Source organism: Novosphingobium sp. KN65.2 (genome assembly GCF_001368935.1).
GTDB classification, from domain to species: Bacteria; Pseudomonadota; Alphaproteobacteria; order Sphingomonadales; family Sphingomonadaceae; genus Novosphingobium; species Novosphingobium mathurense.
The window spans coordinates 47,276-71,288 of the sequence record NZ_CCBH010000167.1; the positions used below are offsets into that span (position 1 = coordinate 47,276).

Below are 24,013 nucleotides of genomic sequence, written 5' to 3' on the forward strand. Positions count from 1 at the left end.
CATTGCGCATAAAGCCGTGGAATGGCATTTTCTCTTTTCGCAATCGGCAAAGTTCACGAAATTTTGTGATTCGCCCAAGCCATGAAGATTTTTTTGGGGGGACGTTGAAATGATCAGATCGGAACTGCTGCAGGCCCTGGCGAAGGACAACCCTGAGCTGCGAACCGAAGACGTCGAGCGTGCGCTCGATACCTTCTTCGACGAGATTGCCCAGCGCCTCGCCGATGGTGGCCGCGTCGAACTGCGCGGCTTCGGCGCCTTCTCCACCCGCCACCGCGACAGCCGCAAGGGCCGCAACCCGCGCACCGGGGAAACCGTGGAAGTTCCCGAGAAGAAGGTGCCCTATTTCAAGCCCGGCAAGGAAATGCGCGCCAAGCTGAACGTCAGCTAAGCCGCGCGCGGGCAAACTTCGACGAGCCTGTCATCCCCCGCAGGCCGAGCCCGTCGAAGCGCCCGCATGCGTCCCTTTGCCAGATTCCCCGCTCATGCCCTGACCTGGCCCACGCCGGGATCAACTCTTACGCATAATCGCGCGCGACGCGGATTTTCTGCTGGCTGCGTTCGGGAACCCACTTGATGGTGGGCGCCGGTCGCCCCTTGTCTACCTGAATCAGCGCCGCGCCCGGGGCATCGATATCGGCATTGTAGATGGTGACCGTCGCCGGCACGCTCGACTGGAAGTAAAGAACCGGCGCCTTGTTGGTGGCATCGGCGCGAACCACCGGACTGTCGAGCACGTAGTTCGGACCGCTTCCTCCGAAGAACGAAAAATGCCCGATCCAGCCGGTGCCGCCGCGCTTGACCGGATTTTCGCTGCGGCAGTTCTTGAGCGTGCCGGTATTCCAGAGCCGGTAGTTGAGCTTGTTCCCGCTCGAAAGGCAGTTTTCCATGTAGACGTCCTGCGACTTGGTGTCGAAGCCCCCGTCGCTCGATCCGGTTGCCACACAGGAATAGTAGCGAATCTTGCTGTTCCCGCGCTCGTCGGAGAAGCCGTCACCATTCCAGTACTGGTCGGACGGACGCTGGGTTTCGCAGAAATCGTGCGCCTCGACACGGCGATAGACGATGTCGTGCGCCTCATCGTCGAGCGCGAAACCGACGCAATAGTTCGCGCATTCGCCATTGCCCCGCGCCACGACATCCTCGATCAGCCCGCGCGTCGAGCCATAGCGGACCCGCATGAAGTTGCGCGCCAGCCGGGCGGCATTGACGCGCCGGACGGTAAAGTCGCTGACCGGCGCGGGCACATCGGGATGGTTCCAGGACCAGTTCTCGATGAAGCGGTACATGTTGGCGACCTGGCAGTCCTCGATGGCGACATTCTCGGTCGTCGTATGGAAAAAGCGGATCGCGCCATTGCCCAGGTCGAGAAAATAGCAGTTGCGAATAAGGGTGTTGCTCTCGGCCTTGATCGCCGTGCCGCCATCGGTACCCGACCCGCCGGGCGAACGCGTGCCCCGGAACGTGCGCCCGTCGATGATCGTCTGGTAGGCATTCTGCGCCCAGATCAGCGATGGCCTCAGCACTATTCCGGCGGCGGCTGTCCCGATGAGTCCACGGCGCGTGAGCAGTCCAGTCATGCAGTTCCATCCTTTCGTTACGGCAGGTCGACGAGAGGGCGGGGGGTTGCCGCAGGACTGCGGCCAGCGCATTGATATTTCTTTAAGTTTGGACCTTAAGCCTGATTTAACCATAGGACTTCGGGCGATAGCCCTGCAGATGCAACACCGCGCGCCCGGGCACTGTATGCGGATTGCGCAGCGGCACGCAGCCAGCTAGGAGCCGTTTTCCTGCGACGTGCGGACGTGGCGGAATGGTAGACGCTGCGGACTTAAAATCCGCTTGGGTATCCCAGTGCGGGTTCGAGTCCCGCCGTCCGCACCAAAAAACACCCCGGACCTGCGCTGATCCGGGTGTTTACCGGATCGAAACCATGCAAAGGTGATAAAACCGTACTGCAGTTGTCTTCGGCAATGCAGATCGTAGCAACAGGTGTCGCCAGAGCGCGAGTACCATGGGGGGTACGCTCGCAATGAAATACCCGGGAATTCTGTCCGAGCCCGAGGCAGGTCAAATCGACGACCACAACGAAAAGCGCATTCAGCCGCGCTTTGCGCTCATGCTGCGCAGCGCCAAGCTTGTCGGCCCCAGTGGCGAATTTCTCTGCATCGTCAGGGACGTTTCCGAAAGCGGCGCGAAGCTGAAGATCTTCCATCCGGTCGTCAACGACGAGCCATTGGCGCTCGAAATCGCGACCGGCGAACAGTTCGGGATCGAGAAGGTCTGGGAAAAGGACGGCGAAGCCGGTGTCAGGTTCCTCGATTCGGTCGATATCATGCGTTTCATCGCCGAAGCGGGTCCGTTCCCCAAGCGGCCGGTCCGGATCAGGGTCAACCACGGAGTCACCCTGTCCTTCGCCGGTACGACGGCTTCCGCAACGGTCTGCGACCTGTCGCGCCAGGGCGCGCGCATCGAAACGTCGCAGCATCTGGCGATCGGCCAGACGATCCGGATCGGCGGGGATCATCTTCCCGAATTCGAAGCCACCGTATGCTGGCGCAAGCACCCGGCCTATGGTCTGGTCTTCCGGCAGCTCATGAGCATGGAAGAACTGGCCCAGCGCGTCTACCGCATGCAGTTGCAGGGTCCGGGCACGGCCTGAGCCGGCAAGACAGGCGTAATCACGCGGGCCGGAACTTCATCGCCGCCCCGTTCATGCAATAGCGCTTGCCGGTCGGCTTGGGTCCATCGTCGAAAACATGGCCCAGGTGCCCACCGCACTTGGCGCAATGCACTTCGGTGCGTGGATAACCGAGCTTGTAGTCGGTCGAGGTCCCCACCGCGCCGGACAACGGCTTCCAGAAGCTGGGCCAGCCGGTCCCGCTGTCGAATTTCGTCGCTGAGGAGAACAGCGGGTTACCGTCCGCCGCGCAGACGAAAATACCCTTGCGGTGCTCCTTGTTGAGCGGTGAGGAATAGGGTCGCTCGGTGCCCGCTTCGCGAAGGATCTGGAATTGCTCGCGCGTCAGGCGCTTGCGCCATTCCGCCTCGCTGTAGCTGACAGGATAGGTCTTCGCTTCGGCCTCGCCGCTGCCGCACGCGGTCAGCACCGGCAGGGCCGCCCCTATTCCCAGCCAGGCAAGCAATTCGCGGCGCGAGGTGGCAAGAGGCATCCGGGTTCTCCTGTTACGGGCACGGCAGGGCGCCTGCGGGCTATGCGCAGACTGGCACGAGATCGGAACATACCTCGCGAATTCAATACCTAGCCTTAATGGCCCGCGCTCAGGCGCCTTGCGCCGCCTTTCCCGAAGCCCGGCGCAGCAACGCCGTGAGCCCGCCGCGCCCGGCCGATGAACCCGGCCCCGATTTCATCACCCTGCGCCTGAACAGCGCCGAACCGAAGCGTACCAGCAGACCGACCCAGATCACCTGCCAGATGACCGCGAACAGGTGCGGCGACAGCGCCGGGTCCTGCGCGGCACGCGCCAGCATCGCGAAAGGCGAACTGAACGGGAAGAACACTGCGGCGATCTCCATGAACGAACCGGGCTGGGTCATCGCAAAGCTGGCGAAGAAGAAGACCAGAAGCTGCAGCATCGTGACCGGCATCGACAGGGTCTGGACCTCGCGCACCGTCGTGGCCATCGAACCGATCGCGAGGAAGACCGAGCCGAGCAGCAGGTAGGCCATGGCGAAATAGACGACGCCAAGCGCCAGGAGCATCGGCCAGCCGACCGCCGGATCGGGCAATTGCGGCACCGCCGATCCCGCCGCGACATAGAGCGCCGCCCCGACCGCGCCCCAGACGGAGATGCCGACGAAGGACACGCCGAGCATCGCGAAAAGCTTGCCGAAGAACACCGCTTCCATCGGAATCGCCGCGGCAAGAACCTCGATGATCTTGTTGCCCTTTTCCTCGACGAGGTTGGACAGGACCATGCCCGCCAGCATCATCGTCAACAGGAACAGCAGCATCTGCGCGGATTGCGCGGTCCTGAGCTGGCCCTTGCGCTCATTGGCGTTGCTCGTCACGGTTCGGTCCAGCCGCACTTCGGGCAGCGCCCGTTCGCGCGGCGCCAGCGCTTCCGAAGCGATGAGCGCCACCGGGCCGCGCCAGCGTTCGATCTGGTCTTCCGGGCCGGTGAGAACCGGCGCCTGCGGCGTCCCCGAAAGCACCGCCGCGACATTGGCCCTGCCACCGTCGACGATGGCGCGCGGATCGAACCGCTCGCCCGGCTCCAGTCGCCGCAGGATCAGGAAATCGGGCAGAAGGCCGCCGATATTGGCCGCCAGCCGATCCCGGGCCGCCCGCATCGCCTCTGCATCGTCGCCCTGCATGACGATGGCGACATGGGGATTGTCCGCCGTCTGCTGCACGCGCTGACCGACGCTGCCGGCCAGTCCGCCGACGACCAGCGGGAACAATGGCCCCAGCAGGAAGAAGAAGAAGGTCCGGCTCATCAGGATCGCCACGAAATCGCGCCGGGCAACGACCCATGCGGCGCGGGCGATCGACAGTCTGCCGCGGGGGCGGGTCATCGGTTCAGTTCCTCCGGCTTTTCCTGTTCCAGCGCCCGCGCCGCAGCCTCGCCGGCAATCGCCACGAAGGCATCGTGCAGGCCCGCCCGCTCGATCGAAAGAGAGTGAATGCCCGCTTCCCCTTCGATCAGGGCGCGCAGCAGCGGCTCGATCCCGGTATCGGGCAGCGAGAAGAACCAGAAGCTGCCTTCATGGCGCGCATCGGCAGGCAGTGCCCCGCGCCACGCCCCGTCCTGCGCGCGCGTCTCCAGCCGGACCTGCGCGGGAATGCGATCACGCGCGACGTCGACCGGCCCGGCGAAAGGCACCTTGCCCGCGGCGATGATCGCCACTTCGTCGCACAGTCGCTCTGCATGGGCGATGACATGGGTGGAGAAGATCACCGTCGTCCCGTCCTGCGCAAGACCGCGCATCATGCTCTCGAGCTTGCCCTGGTTGAGGGCATCGAGCCCGGAAAACGGTTCGTCGAAGATCACCAGCCGCGGCTTGTGGACGAGCGTGCCGAGGATCTGCACCTGCTGCGCCATGCCCTTGGAAAGCTGCCGGATCTGCCGGTCGGCAGCATAGCCCAGACCATGCTGTTCGAGCAGTTCGCGCCCGCGCCGGCGGCCCTCCTTCAGCGGCAAGCCGCGCAAGGCGCCGACGAAGGCGATTGCATCCACCGCCTTCATCGCGGGATAGAGACCGCGCTCCTCGGGCAGGTAGCCGATGGCATGGGCAACGTCATGCGGACGATCCGCGCCCAGAATGCGGCGATAGCCCTGGTCGGGATCGATGATGCCCAGCAGCATGCGCAGCGTCGTCGTCTTGCCGGCACCGTTCGGACCGAGAATCCCGTAGACCGCGCCGCGCGGCACGGTGAGATCGACGCCGTCGACGGCCGTTACCCCGTCGAAGCGCTTGACCAGTCCCCGCGCCTCGATGGCGAGCGGCCCGAAGTCAGGCCCATCGGCACAGGCAGCCTGGTCATTGCCCGCCACTCGCCAATCTCCTAGTGCGACATTCATGCGCGCTCTCCTGCGGTAGATACCGTCGAGGGAGAGCCATAAACGGGAACATCCGCAAGCTTGGTTAACTCCGCATTGGTCGACGTCGCGCCGGACACATTCATTGAGGACCTGCTGGCCCAGGCCCGATCGCTCGGGTTCTGCGCCTTCGGCGTCGCTTCGGCAAGCGAAGACCCGGTGCGCGCGCAGCGGCTGGAGACGTGGCTGGACGAAGGCATGCACGGCTCGATGGCGTGGATGAAGGAACGGGCCCACCACCGGCGCTCGCCGCAGGGGCTCTGGCCGCAAGCGCGCAGCGTGATTGCCTTGGGTATGAGCTATGCTCCCGCTGCCGACCCGCTGGCACATGCGGATCGTCCTGAAATTGCGCGCATATCGGTCTATGCACAAGGGGCCGACTACCACGACACGGTGAAGAAGGCGCTCAAGCACCTTGCGCGCTGGATCGTCTCGGAGGGCGAGAAGCGCGGGCTTGGCGGCGAAGACGGCTCGGTCGGCGTGAAAGTGTTCACCGATACCGCGCCGGTCATGGAAAAGCCGCTGGGCGCCGCCGCCGGACTGGGCTGGCAGGGCAAGCACACCAACATGGTCAGCCGCGAGCACGGCTCCTGGCTGTTCCTCGGCGAGATCTACACGACGCTGGACCTTGCCCCCTCATCCCCGGGCCGCGACCGCTGCGGATCGTGCAGCGCCTGTCAGGACGCCTGCCCTACGCAGGCCTTTCCCGCGCCCTACCGGCTCGATGCGCGGCGCTGCATCAGCTACCTGACGATCGAGCACAAGGGCGAGATCCCGCTCGAATTCCGGGAGGCGCTGGGCAATCGGATCTACGGCTGCGACGACTGCCTGGCGGTATGCCCCTGGAACAAGTTCGCGCAAGTCGCGCATGTCCACCGCACTTTCCTGCCGCGCGGCGAACTGACCGCGCCGCCGCTGGCGGACCTGCTCACCCTCGACGATGCAGGCTTTCGCAAGCTCTTCTCAGGCTCGCCGATCAAGCGCATCGGCCGCGACCGGTTCGTCCGCAATTGCCTCTACGCAGCCGGAAACAGCCAAAGGCCCGACCTGCTGGAACAGGTCGGGCCTTTGCTGGACGATCCGGACCCTGCCGTCGCCGACGCGGCACAATGGGCCGCAGACAAGCTTCAGGGCGTCGTTTGACAGCTTGCCCCCCTGCCCCGCCATCGCGGGGACAGGGAGACCGGTATTCCTAGAGCAGTTCCTTGAGCGGCTTGCCGACATCGGCCAGCGCTTCGAGGTCGGGGGTGGCCCCGGCTTCGACCAGCTTGCGGCCCTGCACGTAATCCTTGACCATGTTCACGCAGTCCAGCGCGACGACGCGGCCGTCCTTGAGATAGACGACCGAGAAGCTGCGCTCCTCCGGATTGCCGCGGATCACGGTCTTGTCGAAGCCCAGGTTGATGCCGGCGGTCTGCAGCTTGAGGTCGTACTGGTTGGACCAGAACCACGGGAACGCCTTGTAGGGCTTCTCGTCGCCGCAGATCGCCTTGGCCACGCTGGTGCCCATGTCGTTGGCGTTCTGGACCGATTCCACGCGCATCACGTTGCCGCCGGCGTAGTCGCAGGCGAAAGCCGCACAGTCGCCGATCGCATAGATGTCGGGCAGCGAGGTGCGGCAGTACTCGTCCACGTCGACGCCGTTGGCACCGGCCGCGCCGGCCGCGATCAGCGGACCGACGGCAGGCACGATGCCGATGCCGACGATGACGCCTTCGGCCGGGATCACTTCGCCGCCGGCAAGCTGCACGCCGGTGACCTTGCCGTTTTCGCCGACGAGGCTGTCGACCATGACTTCGGTGCGCAGGTCGACGCCGTGATCGACATGTTCCTTCTGGTAGAAGGTCGAGAGGTCTTCACCCGCAACGCGCGCCAGCACGCGCGGAAGCGCTTCGAGCAGGGTGACCTTGAGGCCCATCTTGGACAGCACCGCAGCGGCTTCCAGACCGATGTAGCCGCCGCCGATGACGACGATGTTCTTCGTGCCCGCATCGACTTCGGCCATCAGCGTGTCGCAGTCCTCGCGGGTGCGCACGGCGTGGATGCCGGTGAGGTCGGCCCCCTGGCAAGAAAGGCGACGCGGATCGCCGCCGGTGGCCCAGACGAGCTTGCCATAACCGTAGCTCTCGCCGTTGGAGAGCGTCAGTTCGTGCGCCTTGGGATCGACCTTGGTGACTTCGGTGCCAAGCTTGAACTCGATGTTCTTCTCGGCCCAGAACGTCGGCGGACGGATGTAGAGGCGGTCGAAGGTCTTCTCGCGCGCGAAATATTCCTTCGAGAGCGGCGGACGCTCATAGGGATATTCCGGCTCACGACCGATGACGGTGATGGTTCCTTCGAAGCCGTTCTGGCGAAGGGCGATCGCGCACTGTGCGCCGCCATGCCCGGCTCCCACGATTACGACGTCTGCCTTGCTCATGGTATTCCTGTTTCCCTGACTCGCCGTTCGCTTGAGGAATTTCCCTGGCGGGGTCAATGCCTAGATACTTGCCGATTTCACCCCAGCGGCGAAAGATCCTTTCCCGCCTTGGGGTTACGCAATCATCAACCCAAGCGCAGCCATCCCCTCAACCCGTGACCCGTTCCATCGCTTCCATCGTCAGGGCCAGCGACCGGCATTGCGCCTGCGGATCGAAAGTGGCGCCCGACACGATCAGTTCGTCCGCCCCGGTGCGCGCGATAAAGGCCTCTATGCCTTCGCGCACTTTCTGCGGCGTGCCGATCGCGCTGACCGAGCGGACCTGCTCGAGCATGGCCAGCGCCGATCCCGGCAGGCTGGCGCGATAATCGCGAACGGGCGGCTTGAGACGTCCCGGGTTGCCGGTGCGCAAGGCGACGAAGCTCTGGTCGGTCGACGAGGCGAGATAGGCGGCCTCCTCGTCGCTGTCGGCCGCGATCACGTTGATCGCCGCCATGAAATGCGGCTTGTCGAGCACTTCGGAAGGCTGGAACCGTTCGCGATAGACGCGGGCGGCATCGTCGAGCTGCGCAGGCGCGAAGTGCGATGCGAAGGCATAGGGCAGGCCGAGCATGGCGGCGAGCTGGGCACCGAACAGGCTCGATCCGAGGATCCACATCTCCACGTCGGCCCCGTCGGCCTGCGGCGCGGTGACGCCGCCCACCGCCTGTCCGGCAAAACGCGCCCGCAGTTCGACCACGTCCTGCGGGAACTGCTCGGCCGCGGCCATGATGTTCTTGCGCAGGGCATTGCCGAGGCGCCCGTCCGCGCCCGGTGCGCGGCCGAGACCGAGGTCGACGCGGCCCGGGAACAGCGCGGCAAGCGTACCGAACTGTTCGGCGATCACGAAAGGCGTGTGATTGGGCAACATGATCCCGCCCGCACCGATCCGGATCTTCGAGGTCGCCTGGCCGATGTGGGCGAGCACCACCGAAGTCGCGCCTCCGGCGATCCCGTCCATCCCGTGATGCTCGGCCACCCAGAAACGCTTGTAGCCCGCCGCTTCGGCGGCCCGGGCATAGTCGGCGCTGATCGCCAGCGACTGGGCAACGGTGCTGCCTTCGCGCACGGTGACGAGATCGAGGACGGAAAGGGGAATCATGGGGTCCTGGCTCCTTCGGGGCCGAGCTGGTCGAGATAGCCTTGCGCCTTGGTGGCCAGATCGCTGCCGGGGGCCAGCGCAAGGACGGAGTTGAAGCTGCGGCGCGCGGCGCCGTCGTTGCCCGAAAGCGCGGCGATCACGCCGGCCTCGAGCCCGATTTCGGCATCGCGCGGGGCCAGCCCGGCGGCCTGCTCGATCTGGGTCTGTGCCTCGATCAGCTTGTTCTGCCGCCGCGAAAGCGTGGCCGATAGCAGCCAGGCCTGGGCATTGTCGGGCTCGGCTTCGCGCGCCCGGGTCAGGGCGTCGGCCGCCTCGTCGGGCCGGTCGACGGCAACGAGGGCGCGGGCGCGGTCGAGCGCGATCGAAGCGGTGAGCGCGTTGTCCTCGGCCAGTTTCGCCTCGCTCGCCGCGGGGCCCAGCAGCATGAGCGCCTGCGCGGCGTCGCCTTGCGCCAGCGCGGCATTGCCCGCCATGGCGCCGAGGCGGGCGCGGGTCTGGTGATCGTCCGCCTCGGTCGCGTCGCGGGCATTGACGAAGGCCTGCTGCGCCTCGCCCCAGCGGTCGAGATCGCTGAGCGCCACGCCGAGGCAGAGCCCGGCCCTGACCTTCTCGCGCCCGACCGCCTGGTTGAGCGCGTCGCGCGCGACCTGCACCGTGCGCTCGGGACTGGCCTCGGCCGCGGCCATGCAACCGGCGCCGCGCGGCGTTGTCGGCCGGGGCATTTCCTGCACGGCACGCTTGCGCGCCTCGTCCTGCTTCTTCTCGATGATCTCGAGTGGAAGCTGAGAGGCAGGCGAGGCGCCGTAGCCGGCAGTGGGACCGACTTGCGCCAGCATGAAGGGGGCAAGGATCAGCGAAACGGGCAGCATCATCGGGACAGGTCTCCGGTCAGGCCGCCCCGATCACGAGTGCATCCAGCGTGCGCAGGAGCAACGCAATGTCGTTCTCGCGCGAGAGGCGGTGATCGCCGTCCTTGATCAGCTGGACCTGCACGTCGGCTGAACGCAGCGCCTTGGCGAGTTTGAGCGCGATTTCCCAGGGGACATCGGGGTCCTGCTGGCCATGCAGCAGGCGCACGGGCGCATCGATGGCGATTTCGTGGCCGAGCAGGAGATTGGCCTGCCCGTTCTGCCAGAACCCGGGATGGGTGGGCGTCGGCTCTGGGCCATAGGGATTGTCTTCGAAGACCGCTTCGCCCGCAGCAAGCCGTGCCTTGTTCGCTTCGCTGGTACCCCACTCGGTAAAATCGGGCGCAGCAGCGATGCCGACCAGCCCGGCACAGCGCCCCTCGGGCAGGGCCAGCGCCACCAGCAGCATGAGCCAGCCGCCCATCGACGAACCGATCAGCACCACCTGCCCCGGACACAGCGCCTCGATCAGCGCAACCACCTCGTCCTTCCAGCGCAGCAGGGTGCCGTCGGCAAAGTCACCCGGGCTTTCGCCGCAACCGGAATAGTCCAGCAGCAGGCAGGCGCGGCCATGGCGATGCGCCCAGTCGAACACCGCGGCCGCCTTGCTGCCGGCCATGTCGGACATGTAGCCGGGCAGGAACACCATCATCGGTCCTTCACCCAGGGTGAGTCGATAGGCGATCCGTCGCCCGTCGGGCATCTCGTGGAAGCAGGTTTCGGTCATGCCCCGAAAGGTGGGGTCCATGGCGCACGAGGGCAAGGCGTAACCTTCGGACTTCAGACGCGTGACTCCCCCGGCGCGACCTGCTAGACGCCCCGGCGATGACGCAGCTCACTACCACTACGACCACCACGACAACCCGGCTGGCCCGGGCACGGTTGGTCGCGGCCTGAAGACGCGAGCCACCGTCGCCCGGGGGTCCGGGCGGCAGGCGTCACTTCCCGGATCCGAAACGAATTTACCTGACGCCGGACCTTCCGCCGCGCGCGACCATGTGCCATGGCGCTGCGGCTCAGGAGCGAAAGACGAGATCGATGTCCGAGATGTTCAAGATCAGCCTTCCCGATGGTACCGTGCGCGAAATGCCGCAGGGGTCAACCCCCGGCGACGTCGCCGCCGCGATCGGCCCCGGCCTCGCCAAGGCCGCGATTGCCGCGAGGGTCGACGGTGAGCTGGTCGACCTGACCCGCCCGTTCACCGGCGATGCCGCGCTGGCGCTGGTGACCGGCCGCGACGAGGAAGAGGCGCTCGAACTCGCCCGCCACGACTTTGCGCACGTGCTGGCCGAGGCGGTGCAGGCGCTGTGGCCCGGCACCCAGATCACGTTCGGTCCGGCAACCGACGACGGCTTCTACTACGACGTGATGGCCCCGGCCTCGCGCGAGCCGTTCGGCATGGACGACCTTCCCGCCATCGAAGAAAAGATGCGCGAGATCATCAAGGCCGACAAGCCGCTGCGCCGTGAAGTCTGGAGCCGCCAGCAGCTGATCGACAAGTGGACCGCCGAGGGCGAGACCTTCAAGGCGCAATGGGCGGCCGAACTGCCCGAGGGCGAGGACCTGACCGTCTACTGGTCGGGCGACGACTGGCTCGACATGTGCCGCGGCCCGCACCTGCCCTCGACCGGCAAGCTCGACCCGCAGGCCTTCAAGCTGATGCGCGTTGCCGGGGCCTACTGGCGCGGCGACCAGAAGAACGCGCAGCTGACCCGCATCTACGGCACCGGCTGGCTCAACAAGAAGCAGCTCAATGCCCACCTGACCCGGCTCGAGGAAGCCGCCAAGCGCGACCACCGCAAGCTGGGCGGCGAGATGGACCTGTTCCACCTCCAGGCCGAAGCGCACGGTTCGGTGTTCTGGCACCCCAAGGGCTATGTGATCTGGCGCGAGCTGGAAGCCTACATGCGCCGCGCCATCGACGGTGCCGGCTACAAGGAGGTCAAGACTCCGCAGGTGATGGACGCCCGCCAGTGGGAGCAGTCCGGCCACTGGGGCAAGTACCGCGAGAACATGTTCGTCATCCCCGACGAGGTTCCCAACGTCGCGGACGAGGGCCCGCTCGTGTCCAACGATGCGGACTGGATGGCCCTGAAGCCGATGAACTGCCCGGCGCACGTCCTGATCTTCCGCCAGGGGATCAAGTCCTACCGCGACCTGCCGCTGCGCATCTACGAGAACGGCTGCTGCCACCGCAACGAGCCGCACGGCGCGCTGCACGGACTGATGCGCGTGCGCCAGTTCACCCAGGACGACGCCCATATCTTCTGCCGTGAAGACCAGATCGTCGCCGAAGTGCAGGCCTTCTGCGAACTGGCGGACCGGATCTACAAGGACTTCGGCTTCACCTACTCGATCAAGCTCGCCCTGCGCCCCGAAAAGCGCTTCGGCAGCGAAGAGATGTGGGACAAGGCCGAGGCCGAACTGCGCGACGCAGTCGTGCGCGCAGGCCTTGCGACCGAGGAATACGGCTGGGAGGAACTGCCCGGCGAAGGCGCCTTCTACGCGCCCAAGCTGGAATGGCACCTCACCGACGCGATCGGGCGCACCTGGCAGGTCGGCACGATCCAGTCGGACCGCGTGCTGCCCGAACGCCTTGACGCGAGCTACATCGCCGAAGACGGCGAGAAGCACCGCCCGGTCATGCTGCACCGCGCGATCTTCGGCTCCTACGAGCGCTTCATCGGCATCCTCATCGAGCACTTCGCCGGCAAGCTGCCGGTCTGGCTCGCGCCGGTGCAGGCGGTCGTGGCAACGATCGTCTCGGACGCCGACGACTATGCCCGCGAAGTCACCGAGAGGCTCAAGGCCGCGGGCGTGCGCGTCGAGACCGACCTGCGCAACGAGAAGATCAACTACAAGGTGCGCGAACACTCGCTCAAGAAGGTCCCGCACCTGCTGGTCGTGGGCAAGCGCGAGGCGGAAGAGCAGACCGTCGCCGTGCGTACGCTGGGCGCAGAGCACCAGAAGGTGATGAGCCTCGACGACGCCATAGCCATGCTCAAGGGGGATGCGACCGCACCGGACCTGCGCCCTTGATCCAGCGCGAACTCCTCGGCACGGCGCAAGTCCCGGGCGGCGAACTGCTCGAGCTCTATCGGCACGACCGCGATTTCATGATCGTCCTCGGCCACAACGAGCTGATGAGCACGCGCAAGTGGGGCTCTGAAGAAGCGCTGGCGGTGCAGGCGATCGAGCGCATCGGCGCCGTCAGGCAGCCGCATCTGCTGATCGGTGGCTATGGCATGGGCTTCACCCTGCGCGCCGCGCTCAAGCTGCTGCCCGCAGACGGACGCGTGACCGTGGTCGAACTCGTGCCCGAAATCATCGAGTGGGCGCGCGGCCCGATGGCCGAAGTCGCCGCAGGCTGCCTCGACGACCCGCGCGTGAACCTCGTGCAGGCCGACGTCGCGCCGATCATCGCCGGATCGGAAGGCGAGTACGACGCGATCCTGCTCGACGTCGACAATGGCCCCGACGGCCTCGTGCGCGCGGACAACGACGTGATCTACACCTCGTCCGGCCTGCGCGCGGCCAAGGCTGCGCTTGCGCCCGGCGGGGTCCTCGCGATCTGGTCGGCCGGCCCCGACCCTGCCTTTACGCGCCGCCTGCAGAAAGCCCGCTTCGACGTCGACGAAGTCAAGGTCGCCGCACGCAGCAACGGCAAGGGCGCCAAGCACGTGATCTGGTTCGCCAGGGCCGCCTGAGCGGCCCGGCAGCCTACTTCTTCCCGACCGGGATCGACTTCGGCTTCTTCTCGGCCGTGGCCAGCCGCGGCACCGAAACCTTCAGCAGGCCCTTGTCGAGATGCGCCGTCGCCTTGTCGGCATCGGCCTCGAACGGCAGCGCAAGGCGGCGCAGGAACGTGCCCTGCGTGCGCTCGACGAGATGATAGTGCTTCTTCTCGTCCTTTTCCTCGCGCTCGTCCTTGTGTTCGGCCCGGATGGTCATGACGCCGTCCTCGATGTCGAGCGAGACGTCCTTCTCGTCGAAGCCCGGCAATTCGGCAGTCAGCTCCAGCCCGGCCTCGGTCTCCGCGACATCGACCTTGGGCACGAGAAAGCCCGACTTGCCATTGCCGAACGTCGAGGGGATGCCCTGCCCGAAGTCCTCGAGCAAGCGGTCGATCTCCTGACGAAAGCCCGAAAACGGATCGTAGCCACCCCGGCCCAGCGCACTGCGCCCGAATGGAATGAGGGAACGAAATTCAGCCATTGCCTCTCTCCTTGTATCCGAGGCGATGGCTCGCACGGATTCGCGCGACATGCATTGACGCCGGTCAATGGCGCGCGGGAATCGATCCCGGAAGCGCAGGACAGGACACGCGGCGACAGGCAGGACCTGCCTTCATCGCGGAATTGTCCTGAGCGGATCAGAAGGGAAGGGGCGCCTTGGCGAGGATCAGCGCTAGGGCGCAGCCGGCCACGATTGCCGTGCGCAGCACTTCCGGTGCGCGGTTGGTGCGCTGGACGGATTGGGCAAGGGCAATGACGTGAGCCATGCTGCGCAGAGTGCGCTGCAGACTCTTACCAATTCGTTAAAGTCCAGGCATGCCCCCATCGCGGCGCACGGCCGGCGATGGGGAATGAAGACCGGGCCGCAGTGTCAGGGCCGCGAAGGCATCTGCTGGCTGGAGCAGTGGAACGAGCCGCCGCCTGCCAGCACGGCATCGGCAAGGATGCCCACGGTATCCCTATCGGGGAAAAGCTGCGCGATCGCATCGATGCCGTCGTCGTCGTGCTCGGTTCCGTAGATCGGCACCACCACCAGCTTCGAGGTTATGGCAAAGTTCATGTAGCTGGCCGGTTCGATCCGCCCGTCGGTTTCGACCCGGCCCGGCGAGGGCACTTCGCGTACTGTTATGCCCATGGCCTCGGCCCGGGCCCTGGCATCGGCATAGATATGCGCGTTGGGATCGTCCGCACCGGTCGCGCGCGGCAGGGCCAGCAGGCCGGGCGCGACGAAGCGCGCGAGGTTGTCGACATGGCCGTCGGTATGGTCGTTGATCAGCCCCTCGCCCAGCCACAGCACGCGGTCGTAGCCGAGGTCCCGCTGGAGCCGGGTTTCGAGGTCGTTGCGGGTCAGCGACGGATTGCGGTTGGGATTGAGCAGGCACTGCTCGGTCGTGGCGACAAGGCCGGTGCCATCCCCGTCGAGCGCGCCGCCCTCGAGGATCCAGTCCGCCGTCTCGACCGGCAGCCCGGCATCGCGCGCCAGTTCCGCGCCGATTTCCTGGTCGCCGTCCATCAGGTACTTGCCGCCCCAGCCGTTGAAGCCGAAGCGCATCGCCTTGCGCTCGCCCGCCTCGTCCATGACCACCAGTGGCCCGGTATCGCGCAGCCACACGTCGCCGTAGCGCCGCATCTCCAGCTTCACGTTCGCAGAGCAGAGCGCCGCCGCGCGGGCCGCATTGGCCTCGTCCCGAACGATCAGGCGCACTTCCTGACCGGAATCGGCCACGGCACTGGCGAAGCGGGCCATCTGCTCCTGCGCGGCGCCCAGGAAGCCCGGCCATTCGACCGGGTCATGGGGAAAGCCGATCCAGATCCAGTCCTGGGGATGCCACTCCGGCGGCAATTGGAACGTCAAGTCAGCAGCCTCCTTCAGGGGCACATAATTCGTCACGGATGACGCAGAAACTCACTGTCCTTGCGCCAGTTGGATCATCAGTCGCCAGCGGCGAAGTCGCGGCCGAGCGCGTAATGGAGGGCGACGTCCTCGACAATCCCGTTCCGGTTTCAGCTGTCCAAATATTCGTCGCCGGGGGCGCGGCCTTCGAATTCATCGGAGGCGAGCGACTTCACCGTCGCCTTCTTCGTATCGACCGAAACCTGCGGACTGTCCGCCTCGATCGTCTCTTCCGGCGGCGGCAGCGCCGTGCCCTTGGGCATGTCCGGGCCGGCATAGGGCGTGCTGCAGGCGCTGAGCGCCAGCGCGGCGAGAATAAAGGCTCTCTGCTTCAAGATTGCGACCTCTGGGTGCATGGGGGGATGGCGAACACGTGCCAGACCGGCATGCGTTTCACAAGCGCGGCGCTTTGCCATGCGCCAAACGACCACGCCCCACTTGCCCTCGGCGCGGGCAGCAGGCAGGGATGGGCCATGACAGTCGACTGGACCGGAGCAATCGACCGCGCCCGCGCGCATGCCCCCTACTTGTCCGGGGCGCTGGACCGCTTGCCGGAACTGACAGAAATACTCGCCTCCGGAGACGGCACGGGTGCGCTGGCCTGGGCCAAGGCAGCCGGTGACGGCATCGCCGATGTCGGCGTTGCGCTGCGCCGCGAGAAACAGGCGCTCGCCCTCGCGCTGGCCATCGGCGATCTTGCCGGAGCCTTTCCGCTGCTACAGGTGACGGGCGAGTTGTCCGCCTTTGCCGACCGGGCGCTCGATGCGGCAATCGCGGAAGGCATCCGCCGCCGCGCGCCCGATGCGCAGCCGGCCGGCTTCCTCGCGCTGGCGCTGGGCAAGCATGGCGCGGGCGAACTCAATTACAGCTCGGACATCGATCCGATCCTCCTGTTCGATCCCGAACTCCTGCCCCGGCGCGAACGCGATGAACCGGGCGAGGCGGCGCAGCGCGTCGCCCGCGCGGTGGTCGAGACGCTCGCGAAAGTGACGCAGGACGGCTACGTCTTCCGCGTCGACCTGCGCCTTCGCCCGGCCTCGGAAGTGAGCCCGCTGGCGATCTCCATCGATGCCGCGCTGACGCATTACGAATCTTCCGCGCTGGCGTGGGAGCGCGCCGCCTTCATCCGGGCCCGCGCCTGTGCCGGCGACATCGCTGCCGGAGAAACCTTCCTTGCCGCGATCCGGCCTTTTGTGTGGCGCAAGAGCCTCGACTTCGGAGCCATCGCCGAAATCGGCCGCCTCACCTCGCAGATCCGCGCCAATACCCGCGGCGGACCGGTGGTCGGGCCCGGGTTCGACCTCAAGAAGGGCCGGGGCGGCATTCGCGAAGTGGAGTTCTACGCCCAGACCCACCAGATGATCCACGGCGGACGCAACCCGCAATTGCGCCTGCGCGGCACCCGCGAAACGCTGAATGCGCTGGCCGACACAGGGCTGATCCCTGCTGAAGAAGCGCGCCTGCTCGGCGAAAGCTACGATCGGCTGCGCACCGTCGAACACCGCCTGCAGATGGTGCTCGACCAGCAGACCCACAGCCTGCCGGTCAAACCGGAAGCGCTCGACGAAGTGGCCCGGCTCGATGGACTTCCCGACGGGCAGGCGCTCATCGCGGAGCTCACGCAGATCACCGAAACCGTCGGCGAACGCTACGACAGGCTGATCATGGCGAATACGCCTGAAGGCACCACGACTAGCGTCGCCGTGCCGGAACAGCGTAGCTTCGTCGAGCGACTTGAGGCGATGGGCTTTGCCGACCCGGCAGGGCTCGTCGAGCGGATCGCCGGGTGGCAGTCGGGCCGGATGCGCGCCCTGCGCAGCGATGCCGCGCGCACGGCCTTCGAGGCGATCCAGGAAGACCTGCTCGCCGCGCTGGCCGCCGCGCCCGAACCCGAACGCGCCCTGCTGCGCTGGGAGCAACTGCTCAACAACCTGCCGACCGCGATCAACCTGTTCCGCCTGCTTGAAGCGCGGCCTGCGCTGCTGCAGCGGCTCGCCCGCATCCTCTCGCTGGCCCCGCCGCTGGCCGATGCGCTGGCGCGCCGAGCCGACCTGCTCGACCCGCTGATCGATTCCAGCGCCTTCGAACTTCCAGGGGACGTCGAAACGCTGATCGCGCAGTTCTCCCGCTTCGAATCGGACGACGACTACGAGCGGATTCTCGACACCGTGCGGCGCAAGGTGGGCGAGAAGCGCTTTGCCTTGGGCGTCCAGTTGATCGAAGGGGTGAACGACCCGCTTGCGATCGGCCATGGCCTTGCCCGGATCGCCGAAGCGGCCATCCATGTGCTGACCCGCTCTGCGATCGAGGAATTCGAACAGACCCACGGCAAGGTGCCGGACAGCGAACTGCTCGTTCTCGGTCTCGGCCGGATGGGCGGCGGCGCCCTGACCTACGCCTCCGACCTCGATCTCGTATTCCTGTTCAATGGCGACTTCTCGCAGGAGTCGGACGGAGAGCGGCCGCTTGGCGCGACGCGGTACTACAATCGCCTTTGCCAGCGGGTGATCGCCGCGCTCTCGGTGCCGACAGCCGAAGGCGCGCTCTACGAAGTCGACACGCGGCTGCGCCCATCCGGCGCGCAAGGCCCGCTGGCAGCCAGCCTCGACAGCTTCGCACGCTATCAGAAAGAACAGGCATGGACCTGGGAGCACATGGCCCTGTGCCGTGCACGGGCGCTGTTCGGCTCGGCGAAAGGGCGCAGCGAGATCGACGCGCTCGTCCATGAAGTGCTGACCCGACCGCGCGACCCGGAAAAGCTGCGCAGCGACGTGCTGGAAATGCGCGAAACGATGGCCCAGCACAAACCAGGCAAGGGCCCGCTCGACGTCAAGCTGTCACGCGGGGGGCTCGTGGACCTCGAGTTTCTCGTCCATTTCATCCAGCTGCGTGAGGGCAAGGGGCTGGTTTCCGATTTGCGCGAGGCCATCGTGCAATTGGCTGACGCAGGGCTGCTGTCCGCAGACCTGATCGCGGCGCACGACGTCCTCACCCGCTTCCTCGTGGCTGCCCGCCTGCTGGCGCCGGATTCGCTGGTTCCGGTCGAGGCGGCATGCATGGCACTTGTGCGCGCTTGCGGCTATGGGGCCTGGGACGAACTCGAGACGGCGCTCGGCCAGGCACGGACGCAAGTCGCGCAGGGCTGGCAGGCCGCCTTTGGCGAAACACTGGAGACTGACAGATGAGCACCCGCCCCGGCGTCGGCGACGCCTTTCCCGACATCGCCATGGAAACCCCGGATGGCGGCAGCGTGAAAGCCTCGGATTTCGCAGGCCAGAAGCTTGTCGTGTTCTTCTATCCCAAGGACAACACCCCGGGCTGCACGACCGAGAACATCGAGTTCTCGGCGGCCAAGCCCGAATTCGACAAGGCAGGCGTCGCCCTGCTGGGCGTGAGCAAGGACTCGGCCAAGAAGCACCAGAACTTCATCGCCAAGCACGACCTCAAGGCCCCGCTGGCGACCGATGCCGAGGAAAACGGCCTTTCCGACGCACTCGGCATCTGGACCGAGAAGCAGAACTACGGGCGCACCTATATGGGCATGGTCCGCACGACCTACCTCGTCGGCCCGGACGGCAAGATCGCCAGGGTCTGGGACAAGGTAAAGGTCAAGGGCCACGTCGAGGCCGTGCTGGAGGCCGCAAAGGCGCTGTAGGGATGACCCAATCGATCGCGTGCGCGATCCGCGCGGCCCTGCTTGAGCGCGATCCGCACACCAAGGCCATGGCCGCGCGCAAGGTTGCGCGCGAGTGGCGCCTTGGCCGCCTTTCCTTTGCCTTCGACGTGCCCATGCCCGACGTACCGGGTCGCCCGGATGCGCCCGAACTGCTGCCGCCCAACCGCATGCCCAAACGCGGCAAGGGCGGGTCGGAACGCGGGCGAATCGCCTTGTGGCACTCGCTCGCCCACATCGAATTCGTCGCCATCGATCTCGCGCTCGACATCGTCGGACGATTCGGCGGGGAGATGGGCGAGCAGTTCATCAGCGACTTCCTGTCCGTCGCCGCCGACGAGGCGATGCACTATGCGCTCATCGAAAGGCACCTCCACACGCTGGGCAGTCACTATGGCGCCCTGCCCGCCCACAACGGCCTGTGGGATGCCGCCTACGAGACGCGTCACGACGTCGCCGCACGGCTCGCAGTGGTGCCGATGGTTCTCGAAGCGCGCGGGCTGGACGTGACGCCGGCGACGCTGGAACGCGTCCGCAATGCCGGAGACGAGACCGGCGCAAAGATCCTGAGTCGCATCCTTGACGACGAGATTCGCCATGTCGGTTTCGGTTCAAAGCACTTCGTCGACGTCGCCGAAACGTTAAATGAACCGGTAAACGAATTGTGGAAATCGTTGGTTTCCCGCCACTTTCGAGGCCTGTTGAAACCTCCGTTCAACGACTCGGCGCGTCTCGCAGCCGGTTTATCGCGCGATCTCTACGCAGGGGTTGCCTGAGACTGAACGGTAAGCATAACTGCAACTCGCGAGACGGCGGGGGGTTCCGACCATCTCCAGGTAAACTTTGACCGGGCCGATTTCGTGGCCTGCGTCAGACAAGAAAAGCGTCGCGTCCAAATATGGATGCCGGCGGACAAAAAGGTATTGCGAGTGGTCGTAACGAAGTCTTTCGCCAAGTTCCGCGCAGTGACCGGTGTCCTGGTTGCAGGCGGTTTTCTCGTCGCGGCGCATCCCGCGATGGCCAACAGCAGTGCAGCTGCAGCCGACATCTCCGCCCCGCTCCGTGCGTCGCAGTCGGCAAGCCAGTCGGTCAGCGGCGGCGAGGACGAACAGTTCCGCCAGCTCTTCAGCTCCTGGCAGAATTACGAGGAAACCGGCCTCGCCGTTTCCAAGGCCAAGCCGACCCTCGGCAGCAGCGCCAGCATCGCTTCGGTGTCGATCCCGTCGCGCAATCCGCTCGACCACGACACCATGACCAGCAGCTTCGGCATGCGCGAGCACCCGATCCTCGGCGGTCGCCGCTCGCACAAGGGCGTCGATCTCGCCGCGCCGACCGGCACGCCCATCCATGCTTCGGCCGATGGCGTGGTCAGCCGCGCTTCCACTTTCGGCGGCTACGGCCTGTTCGTCTCGATCGAACACGGCGGTGACCTGCAGACCCGCTACGGCCACATGTCGCGCCTGAACGTCGCCGATGGCCAGGTCGTCCACAAGGGTGACATAATCGGTTACGTCGGCTCGACCGGCAACTCGACCGGCCCGCACCTGCACTATGAAGTTCGCGTCGATGGCATCGCCGTCAACCCGGTCCCCTACATGCAGGGCGACCGCATGGCTGCCGCCGCGGCAGAGAACGACGCCAAGGGCGGCTGAGACAGAACGTTCCGCAGCTTACCGTCCGCAGCGATGTGAAGCTGGGTAGCGCTTAAAGGTTTGGAGAGGAGGAGAAGGCGGCCGCCAGGTCGCCTTTTCTGATTCTGGAGTGCCGCTCCCCGGACAAGGGCGGATCAGCCCAGCCGTGCGAACACCGCCGCGCCGCCGCGCCGCCGTATCGGCCCTTCCAGCGGACGCGCTGCCACCGGCATTGCCTCATCATCCCCGACCAGGGCCGACAGACTGTCGCGCGCCTGCGCCATCGCACCCTGCTCCAAGCCATAGAACACCAGCTTGGCCTCGCGCCGCGAGGTCACCAGCCCGGCTTGCCTGAGAACGGACAACTGCTGGGAAAGAGTCGGCTGCCCAATCCCGGTCATCGCCTCGATTTCGCCGACATTGCGCTCGCCTTCCGCCACTGCAGCGAGGATGGCGTAGCGCAAGGGATGGGCAATCGCCTTGAGCAGATCGATGGGCGGCTCGCCGGCCATCACTTCCGCTCCTGCAAGAACCAGCCCATCGGATCGTCGGCGGCAAGGACCGAATCGAGCGTGGGCTCAGGCTGCGCAAGGAGCGGCTGGCCCGGCATCCACCCCTCGGGCGGGAGCGCCTGTTCGCGGTCGGCGGCCTGGAGAGCGGCGACGATGCGCAGGATTTCTTCCACCGACCGGCCGATTTCCACCGGATAGCAGATCATTGCACGCACGACCTGCTCGGGATCGATGACGAAGACGGTGCGCACGGCACCGGCATCGTGCGCGTCCTGCGCCACCATGCCGTAAGCCCGACCGATCACGAGAGTCGGATCTTCGACGATCGGGAAGCGCACTTCCACGCCGTGACGATCGCGAATCGCGCGCACCCACGCGAAGTGGGCGTAAAGACTGTCGACCGACAGCGCCATGAGCGCGCAGTCCATCGCCGCGAAACGATCCGCCGCCCGCGCAAAAGCCACAAATTCCGATGTGCATACCGGGGTGAAATCCGCCGGATGGGAGAAGAACACCAGCCATCGCCCTGCGAAGTCCTTCATCGCAACGGGTCCCGCGGTGGTGCGCGCGGTGAAGTTGGGTACCGTGTCGCCGATACGCAGCGGACAACAGTGCGGACGGGTCTCTTCTTCCATGGGCTGCTCACTATCGCGATTGTCCGCTTGACGCAAATGAATTACATAATTACATAAACTGAAAATCGGAGAATCGCAATGTCTGACGCCATCCTGTCCAAAGCCACTGCGCAGATCGAAGCCGCGGGAGCCGACCCGGTCTTGCGCCCCGCCATCACCGCCTTCTTCGACGAAGCCACGTTTACGGTGAGCTACGTGGTCGCCGACCCCGCCACTCGGGAGGCTGCGATCATCGACTCCGTGCTGGACTACGAGGCAGCTGCCGGCCGTACCTCGACCGCTTCTGCGGACCGCATCATCGCCCATGTCACTTCTGAAAATCTTAAAGTGACATGGCTCATCGAGACCCACGCCCACGCCGACCACCTTTCCGCCGCGCCCTACCTGCAGGAGAAACTGGGCGGGAAGCTTGCGATCGGTCGCGAGATCCAGCGGGTGCAGGACGTCTTCGGAAAGCTGTTCAATGCAGGCACCGAATTTGCCCGTGACGGCTCGCAGTTCGATCACCTCTTCGCCGACGGAGAGACCTTCATGATCGGCTCGATCCCGGCCATCGCCCTGCACGTGCCGGGTCATACCCCTGCTGACATGGCCTATGTCGTGGGCGATGCCGCTTTCGTGGGCGATACCCTGTTCATGCCCGACTACGGCACCGCCCGCGCCGACTTCCCGGGCGGCGATGCGCGCCAGCTCTACCGCTCGATCCGTCGCCTGCTCAGTCTCCCGCGCGAAACGCGGCTGTTCATGTGCCACGACTACAAGGCGCCGGGCCGCGACACCTTCGCCTGGGAAACCACCGTCGAAGAACAACGCGGCGGCAACGTCCACGTGCACGACGGCGTGAGTGAAGAGGAATTCGTCGAGATGCGAACCAGCCGCGACAGCACCCTGGCGGTGCCGAACCTGATCCTGCCCTCGGTGCAGGTGAACATTCGCGGCGGCCACTTCCCGCAGCCGGAAAGCAACGGGGTCAGCTACATCAAGATCCCCATCAACGCGATCTGAGGGCCCAGGACATGCTTTCCGAACTCTTCCCGCACGCCCAGCCGCTACACGGCTTCATCGGCGGCATCCTGATCGGACTGGCCGGAGCGGTCATGCTGCTCGGTGCTGGCCGCATTGCCGGTGTCAGCGGCCTTGCCGCGCGCACGCTCGGCCTCGCTTCAGGAGCGCCGCGCATGCTGGCAGCCCTGTTCATCGTTGGCTTGCCGATCGGCGCGCTCATCATGGCCACCGCTCTGGGCGGCATCGAGTCCCGCTTCCCGCCTTCCTACGCGGTTCTGGCCGTGGCGGGCCTGATCACCGGATTCGGCACGCGGCTTGGCAGCGGCTGCACCAGCGGTCACGGCGTGTGCGGCCTGTCGCGCCTATCGCCGCGCTCGATCGTGGCGACCGGGAGCTTCATTGCATCGGGCATGGTGACTGTCGCCTTGGTCAACGCCCTTGGTGGAGGCTGGTAACATGCGTCACCTGATCGGACTTCTCTCCGGCATGCTCTTCGGCGCCGGCCTTGCCATCTCCGGAATGATGGATCCCTCGCGGGTGCGCGGCTTCCTCGATGTCGCCGGAAACTGGGACCCCACTCTCGCCTTCGTCATGGGCGGCGCAGTGCTGGTCATGGCCCTCGCCTGGCTGGTCCAGCGCCGCATGCCCGCGCCGGTTGCCTGCGAGGAATTTTCGCTGCCCGGCACGCGTATCATCGACGGCAAGCTGATCGGCGGCTCTGCCCTGTTCGGCATCGGCTGGGGCCTGGGCGGTCTGTGCCCGGGACCCGCTGTCGCGTCTCTCGTCACCAATCCCGTCCCCGCCGCCGTCTTCGTGCTGGCGATGGTGGCAGGAATGGTCGGCTTCCGCCTCACCGAAGGCGGATCGAAATAACCCGCCCCCCGGACCTTACGGAGT

General features: G+C 66.0%; 26 protein-coding genes and 1 tRNA gene. 13 read left to right on the forward strand and 14 right to left on the reverse strand.

Annotated elements, in window-relative coordinates; genetic code table 11:
• Nucleotides 1-109 precede the first annotated feature (109 nt).
• Nucleotides 110-391 (forward strand): integration host factor subunit beta, encoded by a 282-nt coding sequence (locus SPHV1_RS15500; RefSeq protein WP_013831643.1) that lies wholly within the window; start codon nucleotides 110-112, stop codon nucleotides 389-391.
• Between the two features lie 127 nt (nucleotides 392-518).
• Here the strand turns inward: SPHV1_RS15500 and SPHV1_RS15505 are convergent, their stop codons facing one another.
• A complete protein-coding gene (locus tag SPHV1_RS15505; RefSeq protein ID WP_054946938.1) occupies nucleotides 519-1,580 on the reverse strand; it encodes a hypothetical protein in 1,062 nt (353 codons plus the stop codon).
• Between the two features lie 219 nt (nucleotides 1,581-1,799).
• Here SPHV1_RS15505 and SPHV1_RS15510 point away from each other — a divergent pair.
• Both SPHV1_RS15510 and SPHV1_RS15515 read left to right on the forward strand, forming a co-directional pair.
• Nucleotides 1,800-1,884, forward strand: a tRNA-Leu gene (locus tag SPHV1_RS15510).
• A gap of 148 nt (nucleotides 1,885-2,032) precedes the next feature.
• Entirely contained in the window at nucleotides 2,033-2,662 is a 630-nt protein-coding gene (locus tag SPHV1_RS15515) for a PilZ domain-containing protein (RefSeq protein WP_054946939.1), read from the forward strand.
• A gap of 19 nt (nucleotides 2,663-2,681) precedes the next feature.
• On the opposite strand, the gene msrB is transcribed toward SPHV1_RS15515, so the two are convergent.
• From msrB to SPHV1_RS15530, 3 genes are all read right to left on the reverse strand, one after another.
• The gene (gene msrB / locus SPHV1_RS15520) at nucleotides 2,682-3,173 is read right to left on the reverse strand and encodes a peptide-methionine (R)-S-oxide reductase MsrB (protein WP_054946940.1); all 492 of its coding nucleotides are present in this window, start codon (nucleotides 3,171-3,173) and stop codon (nucleotides 2,682-2,684) included.
• A 109-nt stretch (nucleotides 3,174-3,282) separates the two neighbouring features.
• A complete protein-coding gene (locus tag SPHV1_RS15525; RefSeq protein WP_054946941.1) occupies nucleotides 3,283-4,539 on the reverse strand; it encodes an ABC transporter permease in 1,257 nt (418 codons plus the stop codon).
• Nucleotides 4,536-5,546, reverse strand: coding sequence for an ABC transporter ATP-binding protein (locus SPHV1_RS15530; protein ID WP_054946942.1), 1,011 nt, complete (start codon nucleotides 5,544-5,546; stop codon nucleotides 4,536-4,538). Before SPHV1_RS15530 ends, SPHV1_RS15525 begins: the two co-directional genes overlap by 4 nt.
• Before the next feature lie 75 nt (nucleotides 5,547-5,621).
• Between SPHV1_RS15530 and queG the strand changes: the two genes are divergently transcribed.
• On the forward strand, nucleotides 5,622-6,707 hold the full coding sequence (gene queG, locus SPHV1_RS15535) for a tRNA epoxyqueuosine(34) reductase QueG (RefSeq protein WP_054946943.1): 1,086 nt from the start codon (nucleotides 5,622-5,624) through the stop codon (nucleotides 6,705-6,707).
• A gap of 49 nt (nucleotides 6,708-6,756) precedes the next feature.
• Here the strand turns inward: queG and ddmA are convergent, their stop codons facing one another.
• The 4 genes from ddmA to SPHV1_RS15555 all read right to left on the reverse strand — a co-directional run bounded on the left by ddmA (nucleotide 6,757) and on the right by SPHV1_RS15555 (nucleotide 10,759).
• On the reverse strand, nucleotides 6,757-7,983 hold the full coding sequence (gene ddmA, locus SPHV1_RS15540; protein ID WP_054946944.1) for a dicamba O-demethylase ferredoxin reductase subunit DdmA: 1,227 nt from the start codon (nucleotides 7,981-7,983) through the stop codon (nucleotides 6,757-6,759).
• 148 nt (nucleotides 7,984-8,131) lie between these two features.
• Entirely contained in the window at nucleotides 8,132-9,124 is a 993-nt protein-coding gene (locus SPHV1_RS15545) for an LLM class flavin-dependent oxidoreductase (RefSeq protein WP_054946945.1), read from the reverse strand.
• A complete protein-coding gene (locus SPHV1_RS15550; protein WP_054946946.1) occupies nucleotides 9,121-9,996 on the reverse strand; it encodes a tetratricopeptide repeat protein in 876 nt (291 codons plus the stop codon). The genes SPHV1_RS15545 and SPHV1_RS15550 overlap by 4 nt, the downstream gene beginning before the upstream one ends.
• Before the next feature lie 16 nt (nucleotides 9,997-10,012).
• Nucleotides 10,013-10,759, reverse strand: a complete 747-nt coding sequence (locus tag SPHV1_RS15555; protein ID WP_054946947.1) for an alpha/beta fold hydrolase — start codon at nucleotides 10,757-10,759, stop codon at nucleotides 10,013-10,015.
• Between the two features lie 311 nt (nucleotides 10,760-11,070).
• Between SPHV1_RS15555 and thrS the strand changes: the two genes are divergently transcribed.
• Both thrS and SPHV1_RS15565 read left to right on the forward strand, forming a co-directional pair.
• Nucleotides 11,071-13,071: a threonine--tRNA ligase gene (gene thrS / locus SPHV1_RS15560; RefSeq protein WP_054946948.1), complete on the forward strand. Its 2,001-nt coding sequence runs from the start codon at nucleotides 11,071-11,073 to the stop codon at nucleotides 13,069-13,071.
• Entirely contained in the window at nucleotides 13,068-13,739 is a 672-nt protein-coding gene (locus tag SPHV1_RS15565) for a spermidine synthase (protein WP_054946949.1), read from the forward strand. The genes thrS and SPHV1_RS15565 overlap by 4 nt, the downstream gene beginning before the upstream one ends.
• A 13-nt stretch (nucleotides 13,740-13,752) precedes the next feature.
• Here SPHV1_RS15565 and SPHV1_RS15570 read toward each other — a convergent pair whose 3' ends face one another.
• The 4 genes from SPHV1_RS15570 to SPHV1_RS15580 form a co-directional block, all read right to left on the reverse strand.
• On the reverse strand, nucleotides 13,753-14,247 hold the full coding sequence (locus SPHV1_RS15570) for an Hsp20/alpha crystallin family protein (RefSeq protein WP_054946950.1): 495 nt from the start codon (nucleotides 14,245-14,247) through the stop codon (nucleotides 13,753-13,755).
• Nucleotides 14,248-14,404: 157 nt separating this feature from the next.
• Nucleotides 14,405-14,533 (reverse strand): hypothetical protein, encoded by a 129-nt coding sequence (locus tag SPHV1_RS26000; protein ID WP_255352302.1) that lies wholly within the window; start codon nucleotides 14,531-14,533, stop codon nucleotides 14,405-14,407.
• Nucleotides 14,534-14,637: 104 nt separating this feature from the next.
• On the reverse strand, nucleotides 14,638-15,621 hold the full coding sequence (locus SPHV1_RS15575; RefSeq protein WP_139384090.1) for an agmatine deiminase family protein: 984 nt from the start codon (nucleotides 15,619-15,621) through the stop codon (nucleotides 14,638-14,640).
• Between the two features lie 149 nt (nucleotides 15,622-15,770).
• Nucleotides 15,771-15,995 (reverse strand): hypothetical protein, encoded by a 225-nt coding sequence (locus SPHV1_RS15580; RefSeq protein WP_139384091.1) that lies wholly within the window; start codon nucleotides 15,993-15,995, stop codon nucleotides 15,771-15,773.
• 138 nt (nucleotides 15,996-16,133) lie between these two features.
• Between SPHV1_RS15580 and SPHV1_RS15585 the strand changes: the two genes are divergently transcribed.
• The 4 genes from SPHV1_RS15585 to SPHV1_RS15600 all read left to right on the forward strand — a co-directional run bounded on the left by SPHV1_RS15585 (nucleotide 16,134) and on the right by SPHV1_RS15600 (nucleotide 20,985).
• Entirely contained in the window at nucleotides 16,134-18,845 is a 2,712-nt protein-coding gene (locus SPHV1_RS15585) for a bifunctional [glutamine synthetase] adenylyltransferase/[glutamine synthetase]-adenylyl-L-tyrosine phosphorylase (protein WP_054946970.1), read from the forward strand.
• Nucleotides 18,842-19,315 (forward strand): peroxiredoxin, encoded by a 474-nt coding sequence (locus SPHV1_RS15590; RefSeq protein WP_054946953.1) that lies wholly within the window; start codon nucleotides 18,842-18,844, stop codon nucleotides 19,313-19,315. Before SPHV1_RS15585 ends, SPHV1_RS15590 begins: the two co-directional genes overlap by 4 nt.
• 2 nt (nucleotides 19,316-19,317) lie before the next feature.
• Complete coding sequence (locus SPHV1_RS15595; protein ID WP_054946954.1) at nucleotides 19,318-20,109, forward strand: ferritin-like domain-containing protein; 792 nt, start codon at nucleotides 19,318-19,320, stop codon at nucleotides 20,107-20,109.
• 126 nt (nucleotides 20,110-20,235) lie between these two features.
• Nucleotides 20,236-20,985 (forward strand): M23 family metallopeptidase, encoded by a 750-nt coding sequence (locus SPHV1_RS15600; RefSeq protein ID WP_054946955.1) that lies wholly within the window; start codon nucleotides 20,236-20,238, stop codon nucleotides 20,983-20,985.
• Nucleotides 20,986-21,119: 134 nt separating this feature from the next.
• Here the strand turns inward: SPHV1_RS15600 and SPHV1_RS15605 are convergent, their stop codons facing one another.
• Nucleotides 21,120-21,476, reverse strand: coding sequence for a helix-turn-helix transcriptional regulator (locus tag SPHV1_RS15605; protein WP_054946956.1), 357 nt, complete (start codon nucleotides 21,474-21,476; stop codon nucleotides 21,120-21,122).
• Nucleotides 21,476-22,111, reverse strand: coding sequence for a peroxiredoxin (locus tag SPHV1_RS15610; protein ID WP_054946957.1), 636 nt, complete (start codon nucleotides 22,109-22,111; stop codon nucleotides 21,476-21,478). Before SPHV1_RS15610 ends, SPHV1_RS15605 begins: the two co-directional genes overlap by 1 nt.
• A 78-nt stretch (nucleotides 22,112-22,189) precedes the next feature.
• On the opposite strand from SPHV1_RS15610, the gene SPHV1_RS15615 reads away from it, so the two are divergent.
• Genes SPHV1_RS15615 through SPHV1_RS15625 form a run of 3 tightly spaced genes read left to right on the forward strand, consistent with a single transcriptional unit; the run spans nucleotide 22,190 to nucleotide 23,989 of the window.
• On the forward strand, nucleotides 22,190-23,116 hold the full coding sequence (locus SPHV1_RS15615) for an MBL fold metallo-hydrolase (protein ID WP_054946958.1): 927 nt from the start codon (nucleotides 22,190-22,192) through the stop codon (nucleotides 23,114-23,116).
• An 11-nt stretch (nucleotides 23,117-23,127) separates the two neighbouring features.
• Nucleotides 23,128-23,571 (forward strand): YeeE/YedE family protein, encoded by a 444-nt coding sequence (locus SPHV1_RS15620; protein ID WP_054946959.1) that lies wholly within the window; start codon nucleotides 23,128-23,130, stop codon nucleotides 23,569-23,571.
• 1 nt (nucleotide 23,572) lies between these two features.
• A complete protein-coding gene (locus tag SPHV1_RS15625) occupies nucleotides 23,573-23,989 on the forward strand; it encodes a DUF6691 family protein (RefSeq protein ID WP_054946960.1) in 417 nt (138 codons plus the stop codon).
• The last annotated feature ends 24 nt before the right edge of the window (nucleotides 23,990-24,013 follow it).

What these genes read in the sequence shown, in the direction of transcription:
- SPHV1_RS15500 (WP_013831643.1), top strand. Translation starts at nt 110, where the DNA reads ATGATCAGATCGGAACTGCTGCAGGCCCTGGCGAAGGACAACCCTGAG.
- SPHV1_RS15505 (WP_054946938.1), bottom strand. Translation starts at nt 1,580, where the DNA reads ATGACTGGACTGCTCACGCGCCGTGGACTCATCGGGACAGCCGCCGCC.
- SPHV1_RS15515 (WP_054946939.1), top strand. Translation starts at nt 2,033, where the DNA reads ATGAAATACCCGGGAATTCTGTCCGAGCCCGAGGCAGGTCAAATCGAC.
- msrB (WP_054946940.1), bottom strand. Translation starts at nt 3,173, where the DNA reads ATGCCTCTTGCCACCTCGCGCCGCGAATTGCTTGCCTGGCTGGGAATA.
- SPHV1_RS15525 (WP_054946941.1), bottom strand. Translation starts at nt 4,539, where the DNA reads ATGACCCGCCCCCGCGGCAGACTGTCGATCGCCCGCGCCGCATGGGTC.
- SPHV1_RS15530 (WP_054946942.1), bottom strand. Translation starts at nt 5,546, where the DNA reads ATGAATGTCGCACTAGGAGATTGGCGAGTGGCGGGCAATGACCAGGCT.
- ddmA (WP_054946944.1), bottom strand. Translation starts at nt 7,983, where the DNA reads ATGAGCAAGGCAGACGTCGTAATCGTGGGAGCCGGGCATGGCGGCGCA.
- SPHV1_RS15545 (WP_054946945.1), bottom strand. Translation starts at nt 9,124, where the DNA reads ATGATTCCCCTTTCCGTCCTCGATCTCGTCACCGTGCGCGAAGGCAGC.
- SPHV1_RS15550 (WP_054946946.1), bottom strand. Translation starts at nt 9,996, where the DNA reads ATGATGCTGCCCGTTTCGCTGATCCTTGCCCCCTTCATGCTGGCGCAA.
- SPHV1_RS15555 (WP_054946947.1), bottom strand. Translation starts at nt 10,759, where the DNA reads ATGACCGAAACCTGCTTCCACGAGATGCCCGACGGGCGACGGATCGCC.
- thrS (WP_054946948.1), top strand. Translation starts at nt 11,071, where the DNA reads ATGTCCGAGATGTTCAAGATCAGCCTTCCCGATGGTACCGTGCGCGAA.
- SPHV1_RS15570 (WP_054946950.1), bottom strand. Translation starts at nt 14,247, where the DNA reads ATGGCTGAATTTCGTTCCCTCATTCCATTCGGGCGCAGTGCGCTGGGC.
- SPHV1_RS26000 (WP_255352302.1), bottom strand. Translation starts at nt 14,533, where the DNA reads ATGGCTCACGTCATTGCCCTTGCCCAATCCGTCCAGCGCACCAACCGC.
- SPHV1_RS15585 (WP_054946970.1), top strand. Translation starts at nt 16,134, where the DNA reads ATGACAGTCGACTGGACCGGAGCAATCGACCGCGCCCGCGCGCATGCC.
- SPHV1_RS15590 (WP_054946953.1), top strand. Translation starts at nt 18,842, where the DNA reads ATGAGCACCCGCCCCGGCGTCGGCGACGCCTTTCCCGACATCGCCATG.
- SPHV1_RS15595 (WP_054946954.1), top strand. Translation starts at nt 19,318, where the DNA reads ATGACCCAATCGATCGCGTGCGCGATCCGCGCGGCCCTGCTTGAGCGC.
- SPHV1_RS15600 (WP_054946955.1), top strand. Translation starts at nt 20,236, where the DNA reads ATGCCGGCGGACAAAAAGGTATTGCGAGTGGTCGTAACGAAGTCTTTC.
- SPHV1_RS15605 (WP_054946956.1), bottom strand. Translation starts at nt 21,476, where the DNA reads ATGGCCGGCGAGCCGCCCATCGATCTGCTCAAGGCGATTGCCCATCCC.
- SPHV1_RS15610 (WP_054946957.1), bottom strand. Translation starts at nt 22,111, where the DNA reads ATGGAAGAAGAGACCCGTCCGCACTGTTGTCCGCTGCGTATCGGCGAC.
- SPHV1_RS15615 (WP_054946958.1), top strand. Translation starts at nt 22,190, where the DNA reads ATGTCTGACGCCATCCTGTCCAAAGCCACTGCGCAGATCGAAGCCGCG.
- SPHV1_RS15620 (WP_054946959.1), top strand. Translation starts at nt 23,128, where the DNA reads ATGCTTTCCGAACTCTTCCCGCACGCCCAGCCGCTACACGGCTTCATC.
- SPHV1_RS15625 (WP_054946960.1), top strand. Translation starts at nt 23,573, where the DNA reads ATGCGTCACCTGATCGGACTTCTCTCCGGCATGCTCTTCGGCGCCGGC.